This is a genomic window from Sorangium sp. So ce145 (genome assembly GCF_051525985.1).
GTDB classification, from domain to species: Bacteria; Myxococcota_A; Polyangia; order Polyangiales; family Polyangiaceae; genus Sorangium; species Sorangium cellulosum_B.
This window is the reverse complement of record NZ_CP150315.1, coordinates 1088651-1106974: the sequence shown is the minus strand read 5'-3', so window position 1 is coordinate 1106974 and position 18324 is coordinate 1088651. Positions and strand designations below refer to the sequence as shown.

At 69.8% G+C, this 18324-nt stretch carries 13 protein-coding genes; 7 read left to right on the top strand and 6 right to left on the bottom strand.

The genetic code is table 11. From position 1 onward, the window contains the following. Nucleotides 1-37: 37 nt before the first annotated feature. Entirely contained in the window at nucleotides 38-733 is a 696-nt protein-coding gene (locus tag WMF34_RS04145) for a DUF4339 domain-containing protein (RefSeq protein ID WP_437992476.1), read from the top strand. A 604-nt stretch (nucleotides 734-1337) separates the two neighbouring features. Further along, nucleotides 1338-2804 (top strand): glucose/sorbosone family PQQ-dependent dehydrogenase, encoded by a 1467-nt coding sequence (locus WMF34_RS04140; RefSeq protein WP_437992475.1) that lies wholly within the window; start codon nucleotides 1338-1340, stop codon nucleotides 2802-2804. 45 nt (nucleotides 2805-2849) lie between these two features. Here WMF34_RS04140 and WMF34_RS04135 read toward each other — a convergent pair whose 3' ends face one another. Continuing rightward, the gene (locus tag WMF34_RS04135) at nucleotides 2850-4532 is read right to left on the bottom strand and encodes a delta-60 repeat domain-containing protein (RefSeq protein ID WP_231864677.1); all 1683 of its coding nucleotides are present in this window, start codon (nucleotides 4530-4532) and stop codon (nucleotides 2850-2852) included. A gap of 74 nt (nucleotides 4533-4606) precedes the next feature. After that, a complete protein-coding gene (gene hcp, locus WMF34_RS04130; RefSeq protein ID WP_437994607.1) occupies nucleotides 4607-5908 on the bottom strand; it encodes a hydroxylamine reductase in 1302 nt (433 codons plus the stop codon). Between the two features lie 490 nt (nucleotides 5909-6398). On the opposite strand from hcp, the gene WMF34_RS04125 reads away from it, so the two are divergent. Then, on the top strand, nucleotides 6399-8165 hold the full coding sequence (locus WMF34_RS04125) for a CotH kinase family protein (RefSeq protein WP_437992474.1): 1767 nt from the start codon (nucleotides 6399-6401) through the stop codon (nucleotides 8163-8165). 58 nt (nucleotides 8166-8223) lie between these two features. Here WMF34_RS04125 and WMF34_RS04120 read toward each other — a convergent pair whose 3' ends face one another. Both WMF34_RS04120 and WMF34_RS04115 read right to left on the bottom strand, forming a co-directional pair. Further along, nucleotides 8224-8646, bottom strand: coding sequence for a DoxX family protein (locus WMF34_RS04120; RefSeq protein WP_012233405.1), 423 nt, complete (start codon nucleotides 8644-8646; stop codon nucleotides 8224-8226). A gap of 97 nt (nucleotides 8647-8743) precedes the next feature. Further along, a complete protein-coding gene (locus WMF34_RS04115) occupies nucleotides 8744-9646 on the bottom strand; it encodes a LysR family transcriptional regulator (protein ID WP_437992473.1) in 903 nt (300 codons plus the stop codon). Between the two features lie 411 nt (nucleotides 9647-10057). Between WMF34_RS04115 and WMF34_RS04110 the strand changes: the two genes are divergently transcribed. Continuing rightward, on the top strand, nucleotides 10058-11428 hold the full coding sequence (locus WMF34_RS04110; protein WP_012233403.1) for a glycoside hydrolase family 15 protein: 1371 nt from the start codon (nucleotides 10058-10060) through the stop codon (nucleotides 11426-11428). A gap of 54 nt (nucleotides 11429-11482) precedes the next feature. Here the strand turns inward: WMF34_RS04110 and WMF34_RS04105 are convergent, their stop codons facing one another. Then, nucleotides 11483-12370, bottom strand: coding sequence for a transglutaminase-like domain-containing protein (locus WMF34_RS04105; protein WP_437992472.1), 888 nt, complete (start codon nucleotides 12368-12370; stop codon nucleotides 11483-11485). 243 nt (nucleotides 12371-12613) lie between these two features. Here WMF34_RS04105 and WMF34_RS04100 point away from each other — a divergent pair, with 243 nt between their 5' ends. Further along, on the top strand, nucleotides 12614-13738 hold the full coding sequence (locus WMF34_RS04100) for an STAS domain-containing protein (protein WP_437992471.1): 1125 nt from the start codon (nucleotides 12614-12616) through the stop codon (nucleotides 13736-13738). Between the two features lie 12 nt (nucleotides 13739-13750). Here WMF34_RS04100 and WMF34_RS04095 read toward each other — a convergent pair whose 3' ends face one another. After that, entirely contained in the window at nucleotides 13751-16000 is a 2250-nt protein-coding gene (locus WMF34_RS04095; protein ID WP_437992470.1) for a prolyl oligopeptidase family serine peptidase, read from the bottom strand. 382 nt (nucleotides 16001-16382) lie between these two features. Between WMF34_RS04095 and WMF34_RS04090 the strand changes: the two genes are divergently transcribed. Together WMF34_RS04090 and WMF34_RS04085 are read left to right on the top strand one after the other, a co-directional pair. After that, a complete protein-coding gene (locus tag WMF34_RS04090; protein WP_437992469.1) occupies nucleotides 16383-16649 on the top strand; it encodes a hypothetical protein in 267 nt (88 codons plus the stop codon). Nucleotides 16650-16727: 78 nt separating this feature from the next. After that, nucleotides 16728-18245, top strand: a complete 1518-nt coding sequence (locus WMF34_RS04085) for a M20/M25/M40 family metallo-hydrolase (protein ID WP_437992468.1) — start codon at nucleotides 16728-16730, stop codon at nucleotides 18243-18245. The last annotated feature ends 79 nt before the right edge of the window (nucleotides 18246-18324 follow it).

The following is an 18324-nucleotide window of genomic DNA, read 5'->3' as shown; positions in this document are numbered from 1 at the left end:
TCTCTGGCACGTCGCGATCGCGCCTGACGACATCAAGGTGCTCACGTTGGACAAGCTCGACGATCTGTTCCGTCTCGACGTGATCGACGAGACGACGAAGATATGGCGCCCTGGCATGGCCGCCTGGCAGCCGCTCGGCGTCGTGGCGGGAATCGAGCCGACGCCCCCCGAGCCGGCGCAGGTCCAGGGTCCTCCGCCGAGCACGGCGCGCCCGGGCCCGCCTCCGCCGCCCCCGCGCGCCCCTGCGCGGCGGAACATGGACTCCGACCATCCGACGCCGGTGGCGTCGCCCATGTCGTCCACGATGCCGCTCGGCGCCCCGATGTCGCTCGGCGACACGATGCCGCTCGGGGCGCTGGACGACAGCTCACCCAATCTCGTGACGCGGACCGAGGTGCAGGCGCCGCCCGCGGCGATGCTCGCGGCGTCTCGGCCCACCTCGCCGCCGTGGATGCCGGCGGCGCGGGAGCCGGAGTTGTTCAACGAGTCGCCCTACGCGGCGCCCCGCGCGCGCGAAACGGGCCGAGCGCAGCGCCTGACGCTCGCGCTGTCGGTCGTCGCGGGGCTGGTCGTGACGCTCTACCGCAATGACGTCCTCCTCGACGCCGCGCGCTCCTCCGGGCATCAGGACGTGTATCTGAAGGTCGAGGCCGCGCTCGGCGGGCCCGGCTTCGGGACCCCGCGCTCGATCGAGAAGCTCGACGTGTCCGCAGAGCCGGCGCCGACGAAGTAACCCCACCGAGATCCAGCGCTCCTTCGAGCGCCGTCCGACACGCGACATCGCGAGCTCGGCCGAGCTGCGACGCTCGGCCGTCCTGGCACGGCGACCCGGACACGAAGACCGCCGAGGCGCAAGCGACGCCACGAGAGCGAGGAGGGCGCGCTCCTCGGCGTCCCGGCGGCTCGCCTTCGTCTCATGAGAGCACCTCCGCCGCGCCACGCGCTGTCAGCGGTGGATTGCCCCGACGCTCGCCGCAACGCGGGTCGCGCCTCGCGCTGGGCTTCGAGCCGACCGGAGCGGCCATGTCCACGCCAGGAACGACACAGTAGCTCGCTCACGCACAATGTCATCCACCGATATCGCAATTCAACGTTGTCAGTGCGAGCGAGCTCCACATTTGCTATAGTAAAGACCTTACTCTAATCGGGGAGGGCCCTACCGGATGTCTCGCAATCCCCGGTTGTATGCCGAGATCTACCCAGCGCGTACGCCACGCCGTGGCGCGGTGGGATCTGGTTAGCACCGACACTTGAACGTCCCGTGAACGAGACAGGGAGGTAGTCCTATGTCGCCCTTTATCTCACGCAACCTGGCTGTTGTTCTGGCTCGAGTTGGTTTGCTCACCACGGCTTCGTGGAGCCTCACCGGATGTGGTCAGGCGGGTCCCCCGGACGAGCCGCTCGAATCCGATGCTCAGGCCATCGTCGCCGAGGAGGCCGAGGATCCCGGCGATACCGATGAAGTGTGCCCCGGCGAGGAGCCGACCTTCACCTCGCGCGAAATCGTACGGGATCTCTCGTTTCCCATGCGGATCGTCTGGGGACCGGATGGCTACCTGTGGCTGACCGAGCGCACCGCGAAGCGGGTCGTGCGTGTGAGGCCGGAGGACGGCCTTCAGAAGACCGCGATCACCATCCCGGAGGCGTTCCAGTCGGGGGGTCAGGACGGGCTGCTGGCCCTGGCGCTGCACCCGGATCTGCTCAAGCACAAAGGGAAGGACTACGTGTACGTGTCCTTCACCTACAACGTCGCGGCAGATCCGGCCGTGGACCGCAGGACGAAGATCCGCCGCTACACGTACAACCGGGTGACCGAGACCCTCGGGAGCCCTGTCGACGTCATCACGGGCCTGCCGGGGAGCGACGATCACAACTCCGCGCGGCTCCTGTTCGGGCCCGATGGGAAGCTCTATTACACCATAGGGGATCAGGGGAACAACCAGTTCGCCAGGATGTGCAACCCGAATCGCGCGCAGGAGCTGCCCACGGCGGCCGAGGTCGCGGCGCAGGACTGGCAGAAATACGTCGGCAAGATCCTCCGCTTGAACGTCGATGGCTCGATCCCGAAGGACAACCCGAAGATCGACGGGGTCCGCAGCCATATCTACTCGTACGGCCATCGCAACGCGCAGGGCCTCACGTTCGGCCGAGGCGACAAGCTCTACGCGAACGAGCACGGGCCGAAGAGCGACGACGAGCTGAACCTCATCCAGGCCGGCAAGAACTATGGTTGGCCGTACGTCGCCGGCTACCAGGACGACCAGGCGTACACGTACGACAACTGGTCGGCCTCGAGCCCGACGCCGTGCAACGAGCTCTCCTGGAGCGACTTCGCTCCTCCCCCGTCCGTGCCGCGGCAGCTGGAGAGCGCCTTCAGCCATCCGGACTTCAAGGAGCCGCTCCTCACCTTCTACACAGTCCCCAACGACTACGTCTTCTTCGACTGGGCGTGCGGCTTCAGCCAGTACATCTGCTGGCCGACGATCGCGCCCTCCTCGCTCCACTACTACCCGGCCGGGCACGGCATCCGCGGGTGGGATCACTCTCTCCTGATGACCTCCCTCAAGAAGGGCGCCGTGTACCAGGTGAAGCTGAGCCCGAACGGGAAGACCGTGGAGGGCGAGCCCGCCGTCCTCTTCCAGACCACGAACCGGTACCGCGATCTCGCGATGAGCCCGGACCGCAAGACCTTCTACATCATCACGGACACCGCGGGGAACACGAGCGGACCGACCGGCGGCGTCACGACGGTCCTGGACAACCCGGGGGCGATCCTCGAGTTCAAGTACACGCCATCGCACTGAGCCAGCACCGGAGCCGCGGGCCTGCGTCGTACCGGCGCAGGCCCGTCAGTTCCAGAGCCGCGCGACGAGGCCGTGGGTGGGAAAGGTCTGCCGGACGCCGGACACGAGCAGCTTGCCGTCGGTCGAGAGCGTCATCGACTGCACGAAGTCCTGTTCGCCGAGGAAGAGCGCCTGAACGCCCTTGTCGCCGAACGTCGGATCGAGCGCGCCGTCGGGCTGGAAGCGCACGAGGGTGGGCTGGCTGTTCGCGCCCTGCCCCACGTTGCCGGCGACCACGATGCGGCCGTCGGGCATGAGCGCCATGTCGACCGCCTCGCCGCCCGCGAGGCCGGCGAGCGCGAAGCCGTCCTCTCCGAAGGTCGTGTCGAACAGGCCGTCGGCCTCGAGGCGCACCACGAGGAAGTCGCTCGATCCCGCCTCGGTGCTCCGGACGCCCACGAGGATGCGGCCGTCGGGCTGCACGACCACGGCCACCGGCTCCTGCTGACCGGGCCTCGCGATCGTCAGCTCTCCCAGCCCACCGACCGCGCCATTCGCCTCGATCTGCACCAGCACGATGTCCCGATCGCCGCCCTCCTCGACCCAGCCGGCCACCAGCACCGAGCCGTCCGGACGTGCCGTCAGCGCCGTACCCGCGCTCGGGCCGACGCCGAGCGGCGCGATCCACCCCACCGTGGCGAACTTGTTGTCGAGGTAGCCGTACGTCGGGTTGATCGCCGCGACGAACAGCTGCGCATCGCGCTCGCCGGTCACGAAGAGCTGCTCGGAGGCCGACAGATCCATGGCCGCCACGTGCTCGTCGCCGCCGAGATCGATCAGGCCCTTGCCCGTGTTGGCCGAGTCGATGTTGTCCTGCGTCCCGTTGTCCCGGTAGCGCAGGAAGGCGATGTCGTCCGTGGCCTCCCCGCTGGCGTAGCCGGCAAGGAAGACGGTGCCGTTGATGAGGCGCGTGATGCCGCGGATCTCCTGGTATTTCGTGCAGCTGCAGAAGCTGCTCGTCACGCGGCCGCCCGCGAACGCGGGGTCGAGCGCGCCGTCGCGGAGCAGGCGAAAGCCCTCGAGCTTCGACGCGCCGACGCCGCTGATGCTGTTGCCGGCGGTCAGGATCTGCCCCGACGCCGCCTGCCGGATGTCGTGGAGCCCTCCGCCGTCCGAGGCGAGGTTCCACGAGGTGATGCCCGCCGCGCCGAAGCTCTCGTCGAGCGTGCCGGGCTTGCCCGTGACCACGGCGCGCGCGCTGTCGGTGCGCGCCGTCCGGCCGGAGGTGGCGATGAGGTCGAGGTCGAACGTCGTGCCCAGCGTGAGCGCGCCGGAGGCGCCGACCTCCAGCCTGCCCGCGCTGCTGCCGGACGGGATGGTGATCGGATCCGCGACGAGGCCGGCGGGCGCCGCCTGCACGTCGACAACGACCGGCTCGTCGAAGCCGCCGATGCGGGTGATCGCGACGGTGACGTAATTGACGCCGTTGTAAGGGACATCGACCGAGTCCGCCAGGATCGCGAACGTGAAGTCGCCCTCGGCCTGGCCCCCCTGCCCGCCGCCTCCGTCGGCCGTCCCCCCGCCGGAACCCGAGGGGGACGAGGACGACGACGCGCCGCCGCCGGCGCCCGAGTCGAGCGACACGTCCTCGATGCCGAGGAGCGCCTCGCAGCCGAGGAGCGCCGCGGCGCCCCCCAGGAGGGCCGCGCGGGCCAGGGCGGCGGTTCTTCGATGGGTTGTGCTGTTCACGGCCCGCCAGGCTAGGTCACCCGCGGGACGACGTCGAGACGGCGGCCGCATCGCGGGCGCTCGCGCACAGGCGCTCAGGCGCTCGCGGGCGCCCGGTGGAGCTGCAGCAGGTCCATCGATGGCGCCCTGCCGGTCAGCCGGAGATCGTAGCGCTGCTGCAGCAGCCGCAGCACGTTCGGCGAGAGGAACGCCGGCAGGCGCGGCCCGAGCACGATGCCCTTCACGCCCAGGCTGAGCAGGGTCAGGAGCACCGCCACGGCCTTCTGCTCGAGCCACGAGATCACCAGCGTCAGGGGCAGCTGGTTCACCCCGCAGCCGAGCGCCTGGGCGAGCGCGCCGGCCACGCGGAGGGCGCCGTAGGCGTCGTTGCACTGCCCCATGTCGAGCAGCCGCGGCAGGCCGAGGTGGGTGCCGTGGTCCTGGTTGCGAATACGGTACTTGCCGCAACCCAGCGTGAGAATGAACGAGTCCCGGGGCGTCTGCGCGGCGTAGTCCGTGAAGTAGCTGCGCGCCGCCTCGGGGCCGTCGCAGCCGCCGATCAGGAAGAACCGGCTGATCTTCCCGGCCTTCACCGCCTCCACGATGGCGCCCGCGTGGGCGAGGATCGCCTCGTGGTGGTAGCCGACCTCGGTCTCGCGGACGAAGCGGTCGGGCAGCGGCGGGCTCGCGAGGGCCGCCTGGATGACCTCGGAGAAGTCGCCGCCGCGCACGCGCCGGCCGCCGGGCACCGCGGTGACGCCGGTGGTGAACAGGCGATCGCGGTAGGCCTCCTTCGGGGGGAGCACGCAGTTCGACGTCATCAGGATCGGCCCGGAGAACGCCAGGAACTCGGCCTTCTGGTGCTGCCACGCGGAGCCGTAATGGCCGACGAGGTTCGGGTGGCCCGCGAGCTCCGGATACGCGTGCGCCGGCAGCATCTCGCCGTGGGTGTACACCCTCACGCCCGTCCCCTCGCACTGCCGTAGCAGCTCGGCGAGGTCCGAGAGATCGTGCCCCGAGATGAGGATCCCCGGCCCCGCCACGGTGCCTTCCCGGACCATCGCCGGCTGCGGCTCGCCGAAGCGCATGCGGTGGCCCTCGTCGAGCATCCTCATCACGAGGAGGTTCACCTGGCCGCACTCCATGCAGAGCTCGAGGAGCGCCTCGGGGTCGAAGCTCACGTTGGTCAACGTGGAGAAGAGCGCCTCCTCGAGGAAGCCGTTCACCCGCTCGTCGCGCATGCCGAGCTTCCGCGCGTGGTGCGCGTAGGCGGCGACGCCCTTCACGCCGTAGATCAGGAGCTCCTGGAGCGACTGCACGTCCTCGTCCTTGCCGCAGACGCCGGCCGTGGTGCACCCGGTCCCGTGGGATGCTTGCTCGCACTGGTTGCAGAACATGGTCATGACGGACCTCGAGGGTTGTGGGCCCACGCGCGCTGCGCGGGCGCCGGCGGGAGAGCGCGCGTGGCCGCAGCAGAGCTGCGCAAGGCGCGTCCTCGGCGGCCACGAGGTCAATCAACGTTTGTGCCGGCGGCTCGCCCATGGATCCGGAGAAGCCAGAAGGGGGCAAGGCCATGCTCTCCGGCGCTGCCCCGCGCCGGCCGAGGCGCAATCATGGCGTAGGGGTGCAAACGGTGCGCGAGAGCGTCTCGGCGGCGAGGTCGTCCTGCCCACCCGACCATGCCGCCATTCCAACCCGAGCTGGCGCCTCCCTCACCCCATGATCCACGTTCACACGCGCCGTTTTACGAGATGTGAGCTGCTCCCCGCCGATGGACACGAGGCCGTTCGGGTCACCGCGCCCGAAACGGATAGCGCGGCAGCCCTGTGTGTCAGTAGAATGGAGAATCCTTGAACTCTGAATGAGGTCGCAGTGGAAAATCATGCCATGGTCAAACGAGGGCGCTTTGCCCGGTTTCACCGTTCCATCTCGCTCGCCCTGATCTCGCTGAGCATTGCCTGCGGCCAGTCACCGGCTGGCAACGGCAACGGCAACGGCAACGGCAACGGCGGAGGCAACGGCGACGGCGGCAGCAACAGCGACGGCGGCGGCAACGGCGACGGCAACGGCACCGCGGCGCCGCCCCCCTCCCTGATCGGGGAGGTGTCGTTCTCCACGCCCAGCCAGACGTTCAGGGATCAGATCCAGGTGGGGATGTCCACCCCCATCGAGGGCGCCGAGATCCGCTACACGCTGGATGGGCTGCTGCCCACCGCGTCCTCCACGTTGTACACGGGTGAGCCCGTGACCCTCACCCAAACGACGCAGGTCCGCGCGCAGGTGTTCGTGGGAGGCGCCGCGAGCGGCGCGGTGAGCACAGGCCTCTACATCGCGCGCACCTTCGACGCGACCTCCGATCTTCCCATCGTGATCATGGACGGTTACGGCATGGGCAAGCCGACCGACAAGGAGGTCTACTTCGACGCGGCGGTCATGATCTGGGAGCCGGTCAACGGCGTCGCGTCGATCGCGTCGCTGCCCACGCTGGCGATGCGCGGCGGGTACCACGTGCGCGGTCAGTCGTCGCGGAACTTCCCGCAAACACCGTACAAGCTCGAGCTGTGGGACAACGACGACAAGGACCTCGACTACCCGGTGCTGGGCATGCCCGCCGACTCGGACTGGGCGCTGATCCCTCCCTACTACGATCGCACGTTGATCCGTAATCCGTTCACCTACACCCTCGGCCGCGACATGGGCCTCCAGGCGCCACGGGTCGAGTTCGCCGAGGTCTATCTGAACTACGACGCGCGCGTCATCGGCGAGGCGGATTACCAGGGCATCTACTGGATCTCGGAGACCATCAAGAACAACAAGGTCCGCACCGATCTCAAGGAGCTCAAGGAGACGGACCGGGGACTGCCGGACATCAGCGGCGGCTACATCTTCAAGTTCGACCAGGCGGCCGCCGAGGAGCCGAAGCTCACCTGCACCGGGTCGGATCCCCTCCCGTCGTTCAGCTTCGGCGGCGGCGGTCCCCGTCCCGACGAGGGCGGCACGTGCTGGATCGATCTCGAGGTCGTGGATCCCGATCCCCTGAACGACGAGCAGGCGACCTGGCTGACGCAGTACATCCAGCAGTTCCACGACAGCATCCACCAGACGCCGATCGGCGATTACGCGTCGTACATCGACGTGCCCTCGTTCATCGATTATCTGATCATCAGCGAGCTGACGCTCAACGTGGACGCTTACGTGCGGAGCGCCTATTATTTCAAGGATCGCGATCAGAAGCTCAAGGCCGGGCCGCTGTGGGACTACAACTTCGCGCTCGGCGGGGTGGGCGCCCAGAGCGCGACGCCGCAATCGGCGAACGACACCGGCTGGCGCTTCAGCGGCACGAGGAACGTCAACAACTGGTATCAGAAGCTCACCGCGGATCCGAGCTTCATGGCCCAGGTGAAGGAGCGCTACACGGCGCTTCGCCAGACGCACCTGTCCGAGGCCGCGATCGAGGAGCGCATGAACAGGCTGAGCGCGCCGCTCTCGCAGGCCGTGGTCCGCGACTTGGCCAAGTGGCCGGTGTCGAGCATCATCGAGTCGAGCGAGGGCTTCCTCGGCGGCCCCACCGCGCCGACGTGGGAGGGGCAGCTGCAGGTCATGCGCGACTTCCTGCGGGCCCGGCTCGCCTGGATGGACGCCAACCTGCCGTGACCCGGCGCGAGCCGCCGCGCAGATCGCGCGGCCCTTCTCGACCGGGCGCGGCGAGGCGCTAGCCGCGCTGCAGCCGGCTCACGGCGAACGCGCCGTCGCCGAGGAGGGCCTGCGCGCCGAGCGCGATCATCAGGAAGGCGACGTACTCCCAGCCGCCCCCCTGGCCGGCGAACATCCAGCCGTTCGGCAGGTGCACGAGCAGCGCGCCGATCATCACCGGCAGCAGCAGGAGCGAGATCAGGCGCGTCCTGAGCCCGGCGAGGAGCGCCGCGCCGCCGAGCAGCTCGGCGAGAAACACGGGATACGCCGTCCAGCCCGGGAAGCCGCTCGCCGCGAAGAACGCGACGGTGCCCGGCAACGTGTACACGAGCGGCTTGGCGAGCGCGTGCGCCAGGAACACGGCGCCCAGCCCGAGGCGCAACATCAGCGCGGCCAGCTCGGCCGAGCGGGGAACGGAGAGGATCGTCTCGACACGGTTCATGGGTGATGCCTCCATGACCCGAGGAGTAAGCCCCGGCGCCGCGCCACGGTAGAGCGCGCCCGGGAACGAATTGTTCTCCCGGGAGAACGATCCGCCGCTACGCCCACGAGATCCCGCGGAACGCGGCCGCCAGGTGCTCGACGAGCCGCCGCACCCGCGCGGGCGGGCGCCGGCCGGCCGCGTGCACCGCGTAGATGCCCATGGGCCGGGGCGCGAACGCGTCGAGCAGCGTGACGAGCCGCCCGGCCGCGAGATCCTCGTCGACCATGAAGCGCGGCAGCACCGCGAGGCCGATCCCGGACACGGCCGCCTCGCGGAGCGCCGTCCCGTTGCTCGCCGTCAGCGGGCCGGAGACGGGGACGGAGATGCGCCCGCCGGCCCCGTAGAAGCGCCACTCGTCCTCGACGCGCAGGTGGAGGTAGCGCAGGCAGTCGTGGCGCAGGAGATCCCCCGGCTGCTCGGGCCTCCCCCGCCGCTCGAGGTAGCCCGGCGCGCCGACCACGTGCAGCGCCGTCGTGGCGAGCTGGCGCGCGACAAGGCTCGAGTCCTTGAGCTTCGTGATCCGGATGGCCAGGTCGACGCGCTCCTCCACGAGGTCGACGAGCCGGTCGTTCAGCACGAGCTCGACGTGCGCGCCCGGGCTCGCCCGGAGGAACCGCGCGAGCGGCTCCGCCAGGTACATCTGCGCGAAGCTGACCGGCGCGTTGAGCCGGATGCGGCCCCGGTCGGCGTCGGACGCGCCCCGCACCGCGGCGGCGGCCTCCTCGAGCACGCGCGCGCAGCGCGCATAGAGGTTCATGCCGGCGTCCGTGACGGTGAGCTTGCGCGTGGTGCGCACGAGCAGGCGCTCGCCGAGGCGTTCCTCGAGGCGCGCGACCCGGGTGCTCACCATCGACTTCGACACCCCGAGCTCCGCCGCGGCCGCGGTGAACGAGCGGCGCTCCACGACGCGCGCGAAGCACAGGAGGGCGGGCAGATCGTCGAAGAGCGGGTCGACCATGCGCCCACTGTGCGCGGCGGAGCGGATTGTTCGCAACAGCGAACATCCCGGGATCGGCGTCGCCCGCCACGGCCCGGCGAACGCGGCGCCGCGCGGCGGGCGGCCGGGGCCTCCTCGCGCAGCGCGACGTTCAGAGGAGACCAGGCGACAACGCCGCGACGCTCCGCTGGCCGCGTGACGCGGCGCGCGAACGCCGCACGCCTGCTCTCGACGCGCCGGCGCCGCCGGTCGTGGCGTCGCTCCGCGCGCGGGATCCCTGCACGACAGGGGCAAGCCCTGTGCCCGGGCGTGCGAACGGATGGCAACGAGACGGCGTTCGCGCGGGGCCTCCCACACCACGTCGCCGCAATCGCGCGTAGCGCTCGGATCGGCGCCCCGCTATAAGGGACAAACCACGAGAGAGGGGGTCCCATGGCCAGTTCATTCGGTTACCTGAGCACGAGCGTCGACGTCTCGTCCGTATCGTTCGACGCGATCAGCAAGTACATGCAAGTGCTCCTCCTGCGGAACATCGCGACGGGGACCTGGGTCTTCAGCAAGGGCGCGATGCAGTCCGTCAAGGGGTGTGTGCTCGCGTCCCCGTCCCTGCCGGACGACAGGGGTCAGACCGACCAGGACTATGTGCACCACTGGATCCGGGACGCGGCCATCTGCATTCCGGAGGCGCTCGACAACCCGGTCTTCATGGCGCGGACCCTCTGCGAGGATTACACGATGTTCTCGGCGCTGTGCCAGGAGAACGCCGAGCGAGCGAACAGGTTCGCGCTGGCGTGCTTCCACATCGACGGCACCGTGCGCGACAACTGGACCTCCCAGACGGACGGCCCGGCGCACCGCATCCTGTCCCTGCTCGCCATCGAGGATCGGCTCTCGCTGCAGGCGCTCGCCACGGCCAGGTCGATCATCGAGAAGGACACCCGGTACCTCCTCTCGGCCTACAAGGAGCAGACGCACAACCTCTGGGAGGAGACGGCCGGGTTCAGCTTCTATGCGCGCTCCGTGCAGCGAAAGGCGTTCCTCTCGCTGATCAGCCGCGCCGACGAGCACGGGCTCTCTCCGTACATCAACGACATGTGGGCGGCCGCAGAGTGGCTGGGCAGCCAGATGGCGACGCACCAGGGCACGTACGACGGGCAGCCGTACTACGCGTCCATCACGGGGCCGAACGGCAGGCCCGTCGAAGGCAGGGGAGCGACGCTCAACGTGGATGTCGTCATGTCGGCCGTCTACGGCTCCACGAACTGCGCGGACCCGGTGCTGCTCTCGACGGCCGCGCTGGTGCGCGAGGCGTTCGCCCAGGGCGACCGCCGGTACCGCATCAATGACGCCGATGCGGCGCTGCCTCGGAGCAGGGGGCCGATGATCGGGCGGTACCCCGAGGACACGTACGACGGCAACCTGTCGGATCACGGTCCTGACGCCGGTCACCCGTGGGCGCTCACGACGTGCAACTTCGCGGAGCTCTACTTCATGCTCGCGGCGAAGATCAAGAGCTCCCCCGGCGCCGTGCTCGTGAACGCCACGACGCAGAAGTTCTTCGCGCAGGTGGGCGTGAACGATCCCGCCGATCCGGACATCGCGGCGAAGCTGATCGACGCGGGCGACAGGATGCTCGAGGCGGTGATCTACCACTCCGATCGCCTCCAGCTGAGCGAGCAGTTCGATCGCGACAACGGGTACGAATGCAGCGTGAGCGATCTGAGCTGGAGTTACGCCACCTTCCGGAGCGCGGTCAGGGCGCGCGAGGCCGCCGTGGGGGATTTTCCGAGCCGCCACGGGTAGCCGGAGCGCGGCGCGCCCGTACGAGAGGTGCCCGGCGGCGAGGCTCGACGCAGGTCAGGTCAGCGCGTTGTCCTGACGGTTGAGCACGGCGTTGAAGACGACCGCCGGCACCCGCAGCCGCTCGTCGCCCTCGTAGAGCTGGCGCAGCTCGGCGAAGCGCGCGTCGGGCGAGCGGGTGATCGCCGCGAGCCGGTCGAACAGCGCGAGCTGGTCGTCCCGCGGCGGCTCGTCGGGTCCGATCATCGCACCCCAGTCGTCCCACGGCAGCATCTCCATGTTGTTGAGCGCGGCGATGTCGCGCAGGACGTTGCCGCTGATGAACCAGAACCCGCGCATGTCGAACATCCCGAACTTCGACGGATCGGCCTCTCCGGCGCGGCACTGCGCCCAGGCGTCGCCCGCCACCACGAAGCGGTGGCGCGGCACGTCGAGCACATCGAAGTCGGGCTTCAGCGCCGCCCGCTGAACATCGTCGATCTGCGCGTCGACGAGGACCCAGCGCTCCTCGGCGGCGTTCCAGTGCTCGCAGACCCAGTGGTCCACGAAGTCGGTGGCGTGGAAATAGCCGCCGAAGCCGCAGCGGGCGCGGGCAGGGATCCCCTTGGCGCGCAGAAAGGCCACCAGGAGCACCGTGAAATCACGGCAGGATCCGACGAGGCGCGTGTCGAGCGGCCGGGCGGCGGAGAGCGGCCGATCGTCGTGGGCGAAGAGGCGATCCAGCATCCGGTCCGTCGGGCGGAGGTGGGACTCGGCGCGGCGCTGGTCGGAGAGCTCCACGCCATAGGCCTGCGCCCAGTGCACGTGAAGCAAGAGGCCTTGCACGACGCGCACGAGCGAGGCCACGTCGCCCGGCAGCTCGTCGAACCGGGGCGCGTGCGCGCCGCCGGACGTCATCGCCGCGGGGCGCGTATAGAAATCGAGGATCTCTCGGGTGGTCGCCATCGTTCGTTCTCCTCGAGGTAGGCCGTCCAGGGGGATGGTGTCGTGTACGTGTCGTCTACCCGGAGAGGTCTAGATGAAAGCGGGATGAATCTCGAGCTCGACGGCTAGGCGCCGCTGTCGTGGTCGCCCGGTGCGGGCGCTGGACATCCCGGCGCCGCTCGGGGAACACTCCGGCATATGGGATACGAGCGGGACGACGATAGCGCTCAGCTGGCTCGCCGCCTGGAGGCGATGGAGCAGGAGATGGACTCGCTGCGGGCGGACGCACGCAGATGGCGCGCGCTGATGGCGGCGCGCTGCTTCAGCGTGTCGATCCACCACCCCGTCGGCAGGACCCACGCCGTCAATGCCGGCTGGGAAGCGCTCTGGCGGGCCCCAGCCGAGACATTCTTGCAACTGAACTACAACATGCTGGAGGACCCGCAGATCGTCGAGAACGGGATCATGCCGCACGTCGAGCGGTTCTTTCGCGGCGAGGAGGTCGCGATCCCGCCGATCAGCTACGACACCGACGCTGTCGAGGAGCTCACGGGCAAGGCGGGCGGAGCGGTGTGGGTCTGCTCCTTCGGCGTGCCGGTGCGCGACGCCGGGGACGGCTTCGAGGGCGTGCTGTTCCAGTTCGCCGTCCCGGAGGCGGCCGAGATCCAGCACAAATACGAGGCCCTGATCGAGGAGCAGCGGGCGCTCCAGGCGTCGCTGGAGGCGCGGAACCGGGAGCTCGAAGAGACCGTGCGGGTGATCGCGGCGCAGCGGGACGCGATCCAGGCGATGAGCGTCCCGGTGATCCGCGTCGCGGACGGCGTGCTCTGCCTGCCCATCGTGGGCATGATCGACGACGCGCGGGCTAGCGCGCTCCTGGAGCGCCTGCTCGAGGCGATCGCCGCGCAGCAGGCGGCGCAGGTGCTGCTCGACATCACCGGCGTGCCGGCGCTCGACGCCCGGGCCGCCGCGCAGCTCGTCGGGGCGGCGTCCGCGGCGCGGCTGCTCGGCGCGTCCTGCACGCTGGTGGGCGTCTCGCCCGCGCTGGCGCAGACGCTGGTCGAGCTCGGCATCGACCTCGGCGGCCTCGACACCGCGGCGACGCTGGCCGAGGGGCTGACCCGGGCCCTCGCCGCGCGCCGCGGGGCGGCGCAGCGGAGCGCGGCGGCCGCGGCGCAGCGGAGCGCGACGGTCGCAGCGCAGCGGAGCGCGACGGTCGCGGCGCAGCGGAGCGCGACGGTCGCGGCGCAGCGGAGCGCGACGGTCGCGGCGCGCGCGCCCGAGCGAGGCGAACGGGGAGGGGCGCATCGGCCGGCGGCGCTGCCCCGCGGAGAGGCGCATCGGCCGGCGGCGCTGCCCCGTGGAGAGGCTCCGTCCCGCAAGCGGTGAGCGCTCGTCCGGCTACGGCGCCGCGTCGTCCTTGGCGGGCGGGGCGCCGAGCCCGAGCTCCTTGAAGAGGAACGCGAACACGTCGGCTTGCTCCTCGATCTCCTCGGAGAGCGGTGTCCCGGCCCCGTGGCCCGTCGAGCCGCTCGCCCGGAGCAGGATGGGCGCCGAGCCCGACGAGGCCGCTTGCATCCGCGCCGCCATCTTCCGTGAGTGCCATGGATCCACCCGCGGGTCGTTGGCGCCGGTCAGGAACAGGGTCGCCGGATAGGCGATCCCGTCCTTGACGTGGTGATACGGCGAGTAGGCGTAAAGGGCCTTGAACTGCTCCGGGTCCTTCACCGTGCCGAACTCGGTCACGTTGAACGCCCCGTTCGGCGTGAGCTCCACCCGGAGCATGTCGTAGATACCGACGTGCGACACGACCGCCTTGACCATCTCCGGGTGCTGCGTGAGCAGCGCTCCCATCAGCAGACCGCCGTTCGAGCCGCCGCGGATGGCGAGCCGCGCCGGGCTCGTGACGCGCTGGTCGATGAGGTGCTGCGCGCACGCCGCGAAGTCGTCGAAGACGTTCTGCTTCTTCGTCAGGTTGCCGCCGCGGTGCCACGCCTCCCCGAACTCGCCGCCGCCGCGCAGGTTGGCGATCGCGACCACCCCTCCCTGGTCGAACCACAGCCGCCAGAGCGGGTTGAACCCGGGAGCCATGCTCGTCCCGTAGCCGCCGTATCCCGTGAGCAGCGCCGGCGCGGTCCCGTCGAGCGGCGCGCCCTTCCGGCGCAGGATGTTGATGGGAACCCTGGTCCCGTCCTTCGAGGTGCACGCCTCCCGGGCGACCTCCACGTCGGCATAGGAGACAGGGGCCGTCATCGCGAGCGGCGTCTTCGTCACCTTGCCGTCCCTGGCCGAGTACGCGAACCAGGCCGCCGGCTCGGTGTAGCTCACGCCGCGAAAGAGCATGTCGTCGCCTTGCGTGCGCACGACCTGCCGCACCGAGGAGACCTGCGGGATCGGCACCGTCCCGAGCGCCTTGCCCTTCAGATCGAAGACGCGGACCTGCGACGGGCCGCCGAGCAGATCGCGGACGTAGAGCCGCCCTGTCGTGGGCAAGAAGTCCTGGATCACCGCCTCGCTCTCGGGCACGACGAGCTCCGCCCTGGCGAGGTCCAGCTTGCCCGGCGAGAGGCGCAGCACCTTGCCGCGCGGCGCGTCCTTGCGCGACAGGAGGTAGAGCCGGTCGTCGGCGCCGAACACGACCCGGATGACCTTGTCGGGCAGGTCGGCGAAGCGCGTCCACTTGCCCGAAGCGTCGAGGAGATAGTGCCAGTACTCGCCTCCATCGCCGTTCTGCACGCTGGCGAGCACGAGCTTGCCGCTCTCGCTCGTCGTGAGCTCCACCTCGGCGATGCGGGGGAATTCCGTGCCGAGCGCGTACTTGTCGTCCTTGTCCGGCGTGCCGAGCTTGTGGAAGTAGATCTGCTGGAAGAAGCCCATGTCCTCTCGCGGGCGCTCCCCGGGCCGAGGGTGTCGGGTGTAGTAAAACCCCTTACCATCGCCGGTCCACGCCAGGCTGCCGCCCGCGGTGCCGCTGTTCGCGTAAGGGACGGTGTCGCCCGTCTCCTTGCCCGTCGCCACGTCGTAGACGCGCACGGTCCCGCTCTCGGTGCCGCCTTCGGACAGGGAAACAGCCACCTTCTTGCCGTCGCGCGACGGGACGAACCAGTCGATGGCCGTGTGCCCTTTCGGGTCGATGACCTCTGGATCGACGAGGGTCCGCGCGGAGGCGGGGTCGTTCACGGACCTCAGCACGACGAGGAAAGGCTGCTGCTTCGGCGGCTGGTCCTTGAGCGCGAAGATCTGCCCGCCGCCCTCGTCGAGCGCGTAGTGGTTCGCGGACGTCGCCGACAGGATCTCCTGCACGCGCGCCCGGATGGCGCCGCGCGCCGGCACGGCGTCGAGGTAGGCGCGCGAGAGCTGGTTCTGCTCGGCGACCCAGCGCTCCACCTCGGGGGAGCTCCCGTCCTCCAGCCACCGGTAGTCGTCGACGACCCGGGCGCCATGGTACTCGCTCGCCACCGGCCGCTTCGCGGTCGCCGGATAAGGAAGCCGCCCCGGTCCGGAGGGCGCTGCCGGCGCGGCGTGCGGCGGCGGGGTCGCGGCGGCCGGCGACGCGGCCGGTTTGTCCAGCGGCCTCGACGCGGGGGCGCTGCACGCCGCGAGCAGGGGCAGCGCCAGGGTGAGGGCGGGGGTAGTACGCAGTCGGTTCATGTACCCGACGCTAGCCGGCGACAGGGCGGTCACGGAAGAGGGCGAGCGCCGTCGCGATCCTGCAACCGTGCAAGCCGGCTCCTCGCAGAATCGAAACCTGCCCGATCGGCGCCCGAGACATAAGTAGGGGATTTTCCGAAGGGTGTACCTGGTACGAAGGATGCTTAGTCAGGGACCAGCTCCGCCGGCGGCCTCCGCCTAAACACCCGAGGCGCCCGGCGGCGCTGCTATTTTGTCCTCCTGATTTCGGGCGGCCGCTCTGGTCACGGCGCCTCGATGGTTGAGGCCGCGAGGCGCCGGCGTCCCTGCGTCGATGGCAGAGGCCGCCCTGGCGCCCGGGCAGCGCGCGAGGCGCGGCGCCCTTCGTGCTACCGTGCGCCGCATGTCAACTTACGCGAACGAAGGGGCGGCCGCGAACGGCGAGGTCAGCGAGGTCGACGAGAGCGTCCTGAGGGATCTCGAGTCGAGGTACGCCGAAGTGGCTTGCCCGGTGCACGGTGAGCCGCCGGCCTTCGAGCTCGCGCCCGACGGCTCCGTGATCGAGCGCTTCTGCTGTCCAGCGCTCCTCTCGATCGTCCGCGAGCTCCAGGTCGCCGCGGGCGAGCGCCCTCCGCCTCCAGCAGGTGAGGACGAAGAGGTCAGGAGCTGATCCCTGTCGCGCAACGAGGGGTGTCCATGAAAGCTGGGGGAGGACCGTTCCTGGCCAGCGCGCTTTAAGCTGCGCGCCATGCTGGACATCGATCGCCGCACCTTCATCGCCGGCGCCGCGGCCTCCGGGCTGCTCGCCTCGTTTCCCCGCCTCGCCAGGGGCGCGACTGACAAGGCCGTCGACCTCTCGCCGGTATACGACGAGATCGCCGAGCAGCGGAGTCAGTCGATCGAGCGCATCCAGCGCTGGATCCAGCAGCCGTCGATCTCGGCGCAGGACATCGGCATCGCCGAGTGCTGCGACCTGACGATGGATCTCCTGCGCGACGCCGGCTTCGGGACGGTCAAGAAGATGAAGACCGACGGGCACCCGGGCATCTTCGCGACGCTCGACGCCGGCGCGAAGCAGACCATGGGCTTCTACTTCATGTACGACGTCCAGCCGGTGGAGGAGAAGGAGTGGTCCTCGCCGCCCTTCGCCGCCAGGCTTGTCGACAAGGCGGACGTCGGCAAGGTCATCGTGGGGCGCGGCGCCGTCAACCAGAAGGGACCGCAGGGGGCGTTCCTGGCCGCGCTGCACGCGGTGCGCGCCGCCGGCCTGAAGCTGCCGGTCAACCTGGTGGTGGTCGCCGAAGGGGAAGAGGAGCTCGGCTCGCCGCATTTCTCGCAGGTGGTGCGGAACGATGACGTGATGAAGGCGCTCGCGAGATGCCAGGGGGTAATGATGCCGGCGGCGGACCAATCGCTGTCGGGCACGGTCAACCTCGTTCTGGGCGCGAAGGGCATCGTCTACGTCGAGCTGGAGGCGAGCGGCGAGGCGTGGGGGCGCGGCCCGCGCGACGGGGACATCCACTCGAGCATGAAGGTGGTCGTCGACAGCCCGGCCTGGCGGCTGGTGCAGGCGCTCGGCACGCTGGTCTCGGCGGACGGCAACGAGCCGATGATCGACGGCCTCACCGACGCCGTGCGCCCGGTCTCGAGCCAGCAGAAGAAGCTGCTCGACGACCTGTCGGCGCGCTGGGACGACGCCGACTGGAAGAAGGTGTTCGGGGTCGACAGGTGGGTGAACGACCTCGACGAGCGCGCCATGCTCGAGCGCTACGTCTCGCGCCCGTCGGTGAACATCGACGGCCTCTACGCCGGCTACATCGGAGAGGGCTCCAAGACCATCCTGCCGCACCGCGCCTTCGCCAAGATGGATATCCGCCTGGTGCCGGACATGACCGCAACGGACGTGCTCGCCAAGCTGCGCAGGCACCTCGACAGGCGTGGTTACAAGGACATCGCTATCAAGAACATGGGCAGCTACGACCCGACGGACACCGCGCTCGAGGCGCCGCCCATCCAGACCCAGCTCGCCGTCTACAAGGCCGCGGGCCTGGCCCCGGTGATCTGGCCGCGCCTCGCCGGCTCCTGGCCCGGCTATCTCTTCACGGGAAAGCCGCTCGAGCTCCCCGCCGGCCACGTCGGCCTCGGCCACGGCTCTGGCGCCCACGCCAAGGACGAATACCTCGTCGTCGAGCCCGCCGCCGGCAAGAAGTACCTCGGCCTCGACGGCGCGATCCGCTCCTTCGTCGATTTTCTGTTCGCGCTCTGAAGCTCTTCGAGCTCCTCCTAATGCTCTGACACGATTCTGTTGAACCAGTCGAACCCGAAGATTCGCTTGGCGTCGCGAA

What these genes read in the sequence shown, in the direction of transcription:
- WMF34_RS04090 (WP_437992469.1), top strand. Translation starts at nt 16,383, where the DNA reads ATGTCAACTTACGCGAACGAAGGGGCGGCCGCGAACGGCGAGGTCAGC.
- WMF34_RS04085 (WP_437992468.1), top strand. Translation starts at nt 16,728, where the DNA reads ATGCTGGACATCGATCGCCGCACCTTCATCGCCGGCGCCGCGGCCTCC.
- WMF34_RS04105 (WP_437992472.1), bottom strand. Translation starts at nt 12,370, where the DNA reads ATGGCGACCACCCGAGAGATCCTCGATTTCTATACGCGCCCCGCGGCG.
- WMF34_RS04100 (WP_437992471.1), top strand. Translation starts at nt 12,614, where the DNA reads ATGGACTCGCTGCGGGCGGACGCACGCAGATGGCGCGCGCTGATGGCG.
- WMF34_RS04110 (WP_012233403.1), top strand. Translation starts at nt 10,058, where the DNA reads ATGGCCAGTTCATTCGGTTACCTGAGCACGAGCGTCGACGTCTCGTCC.
- WMF34_RS04115 (WP_437992473.1), bottom strand. Translation starts at nt 9,646, where the DNA reads ATGGTCGACCCGCTCTTCGACGATCTGCCCGCCCTCCTGTGCTTCGCG.
- WMF34_RS04095 (WP_437992470.1), bottom strand. Translation starts at nt 16,000, where the DNA reads ATGAACCGACTGCGTACTACCCCCGCCCTCACCCTGGCGCTGCCCCTG.
- WMF34_RS04125 (WP_437992474.1), top strand. Translation starts at nt 6,399, where the DNA reads ATGGTCAAACGAGGGCGCTTTGCCCGGTTTCACCGTTCCATCTCGCTC.
- WMF34_RS04120 (WP_012233405.1), bottom strand. Translation starts at nt 8,646, where the DNA reads ATGAACCGTGTCGAGACGATCCTCTCCGTTCCCCGCTCGGCCGAGCTG.
- hcp (WP_437994607.1), bottom strand. Translation starts at nt 5,908, where the DNA reads ATGTTCTGCAACCAGTGCGAGCAAGCATCCCACGGGACCGGGTGCACC.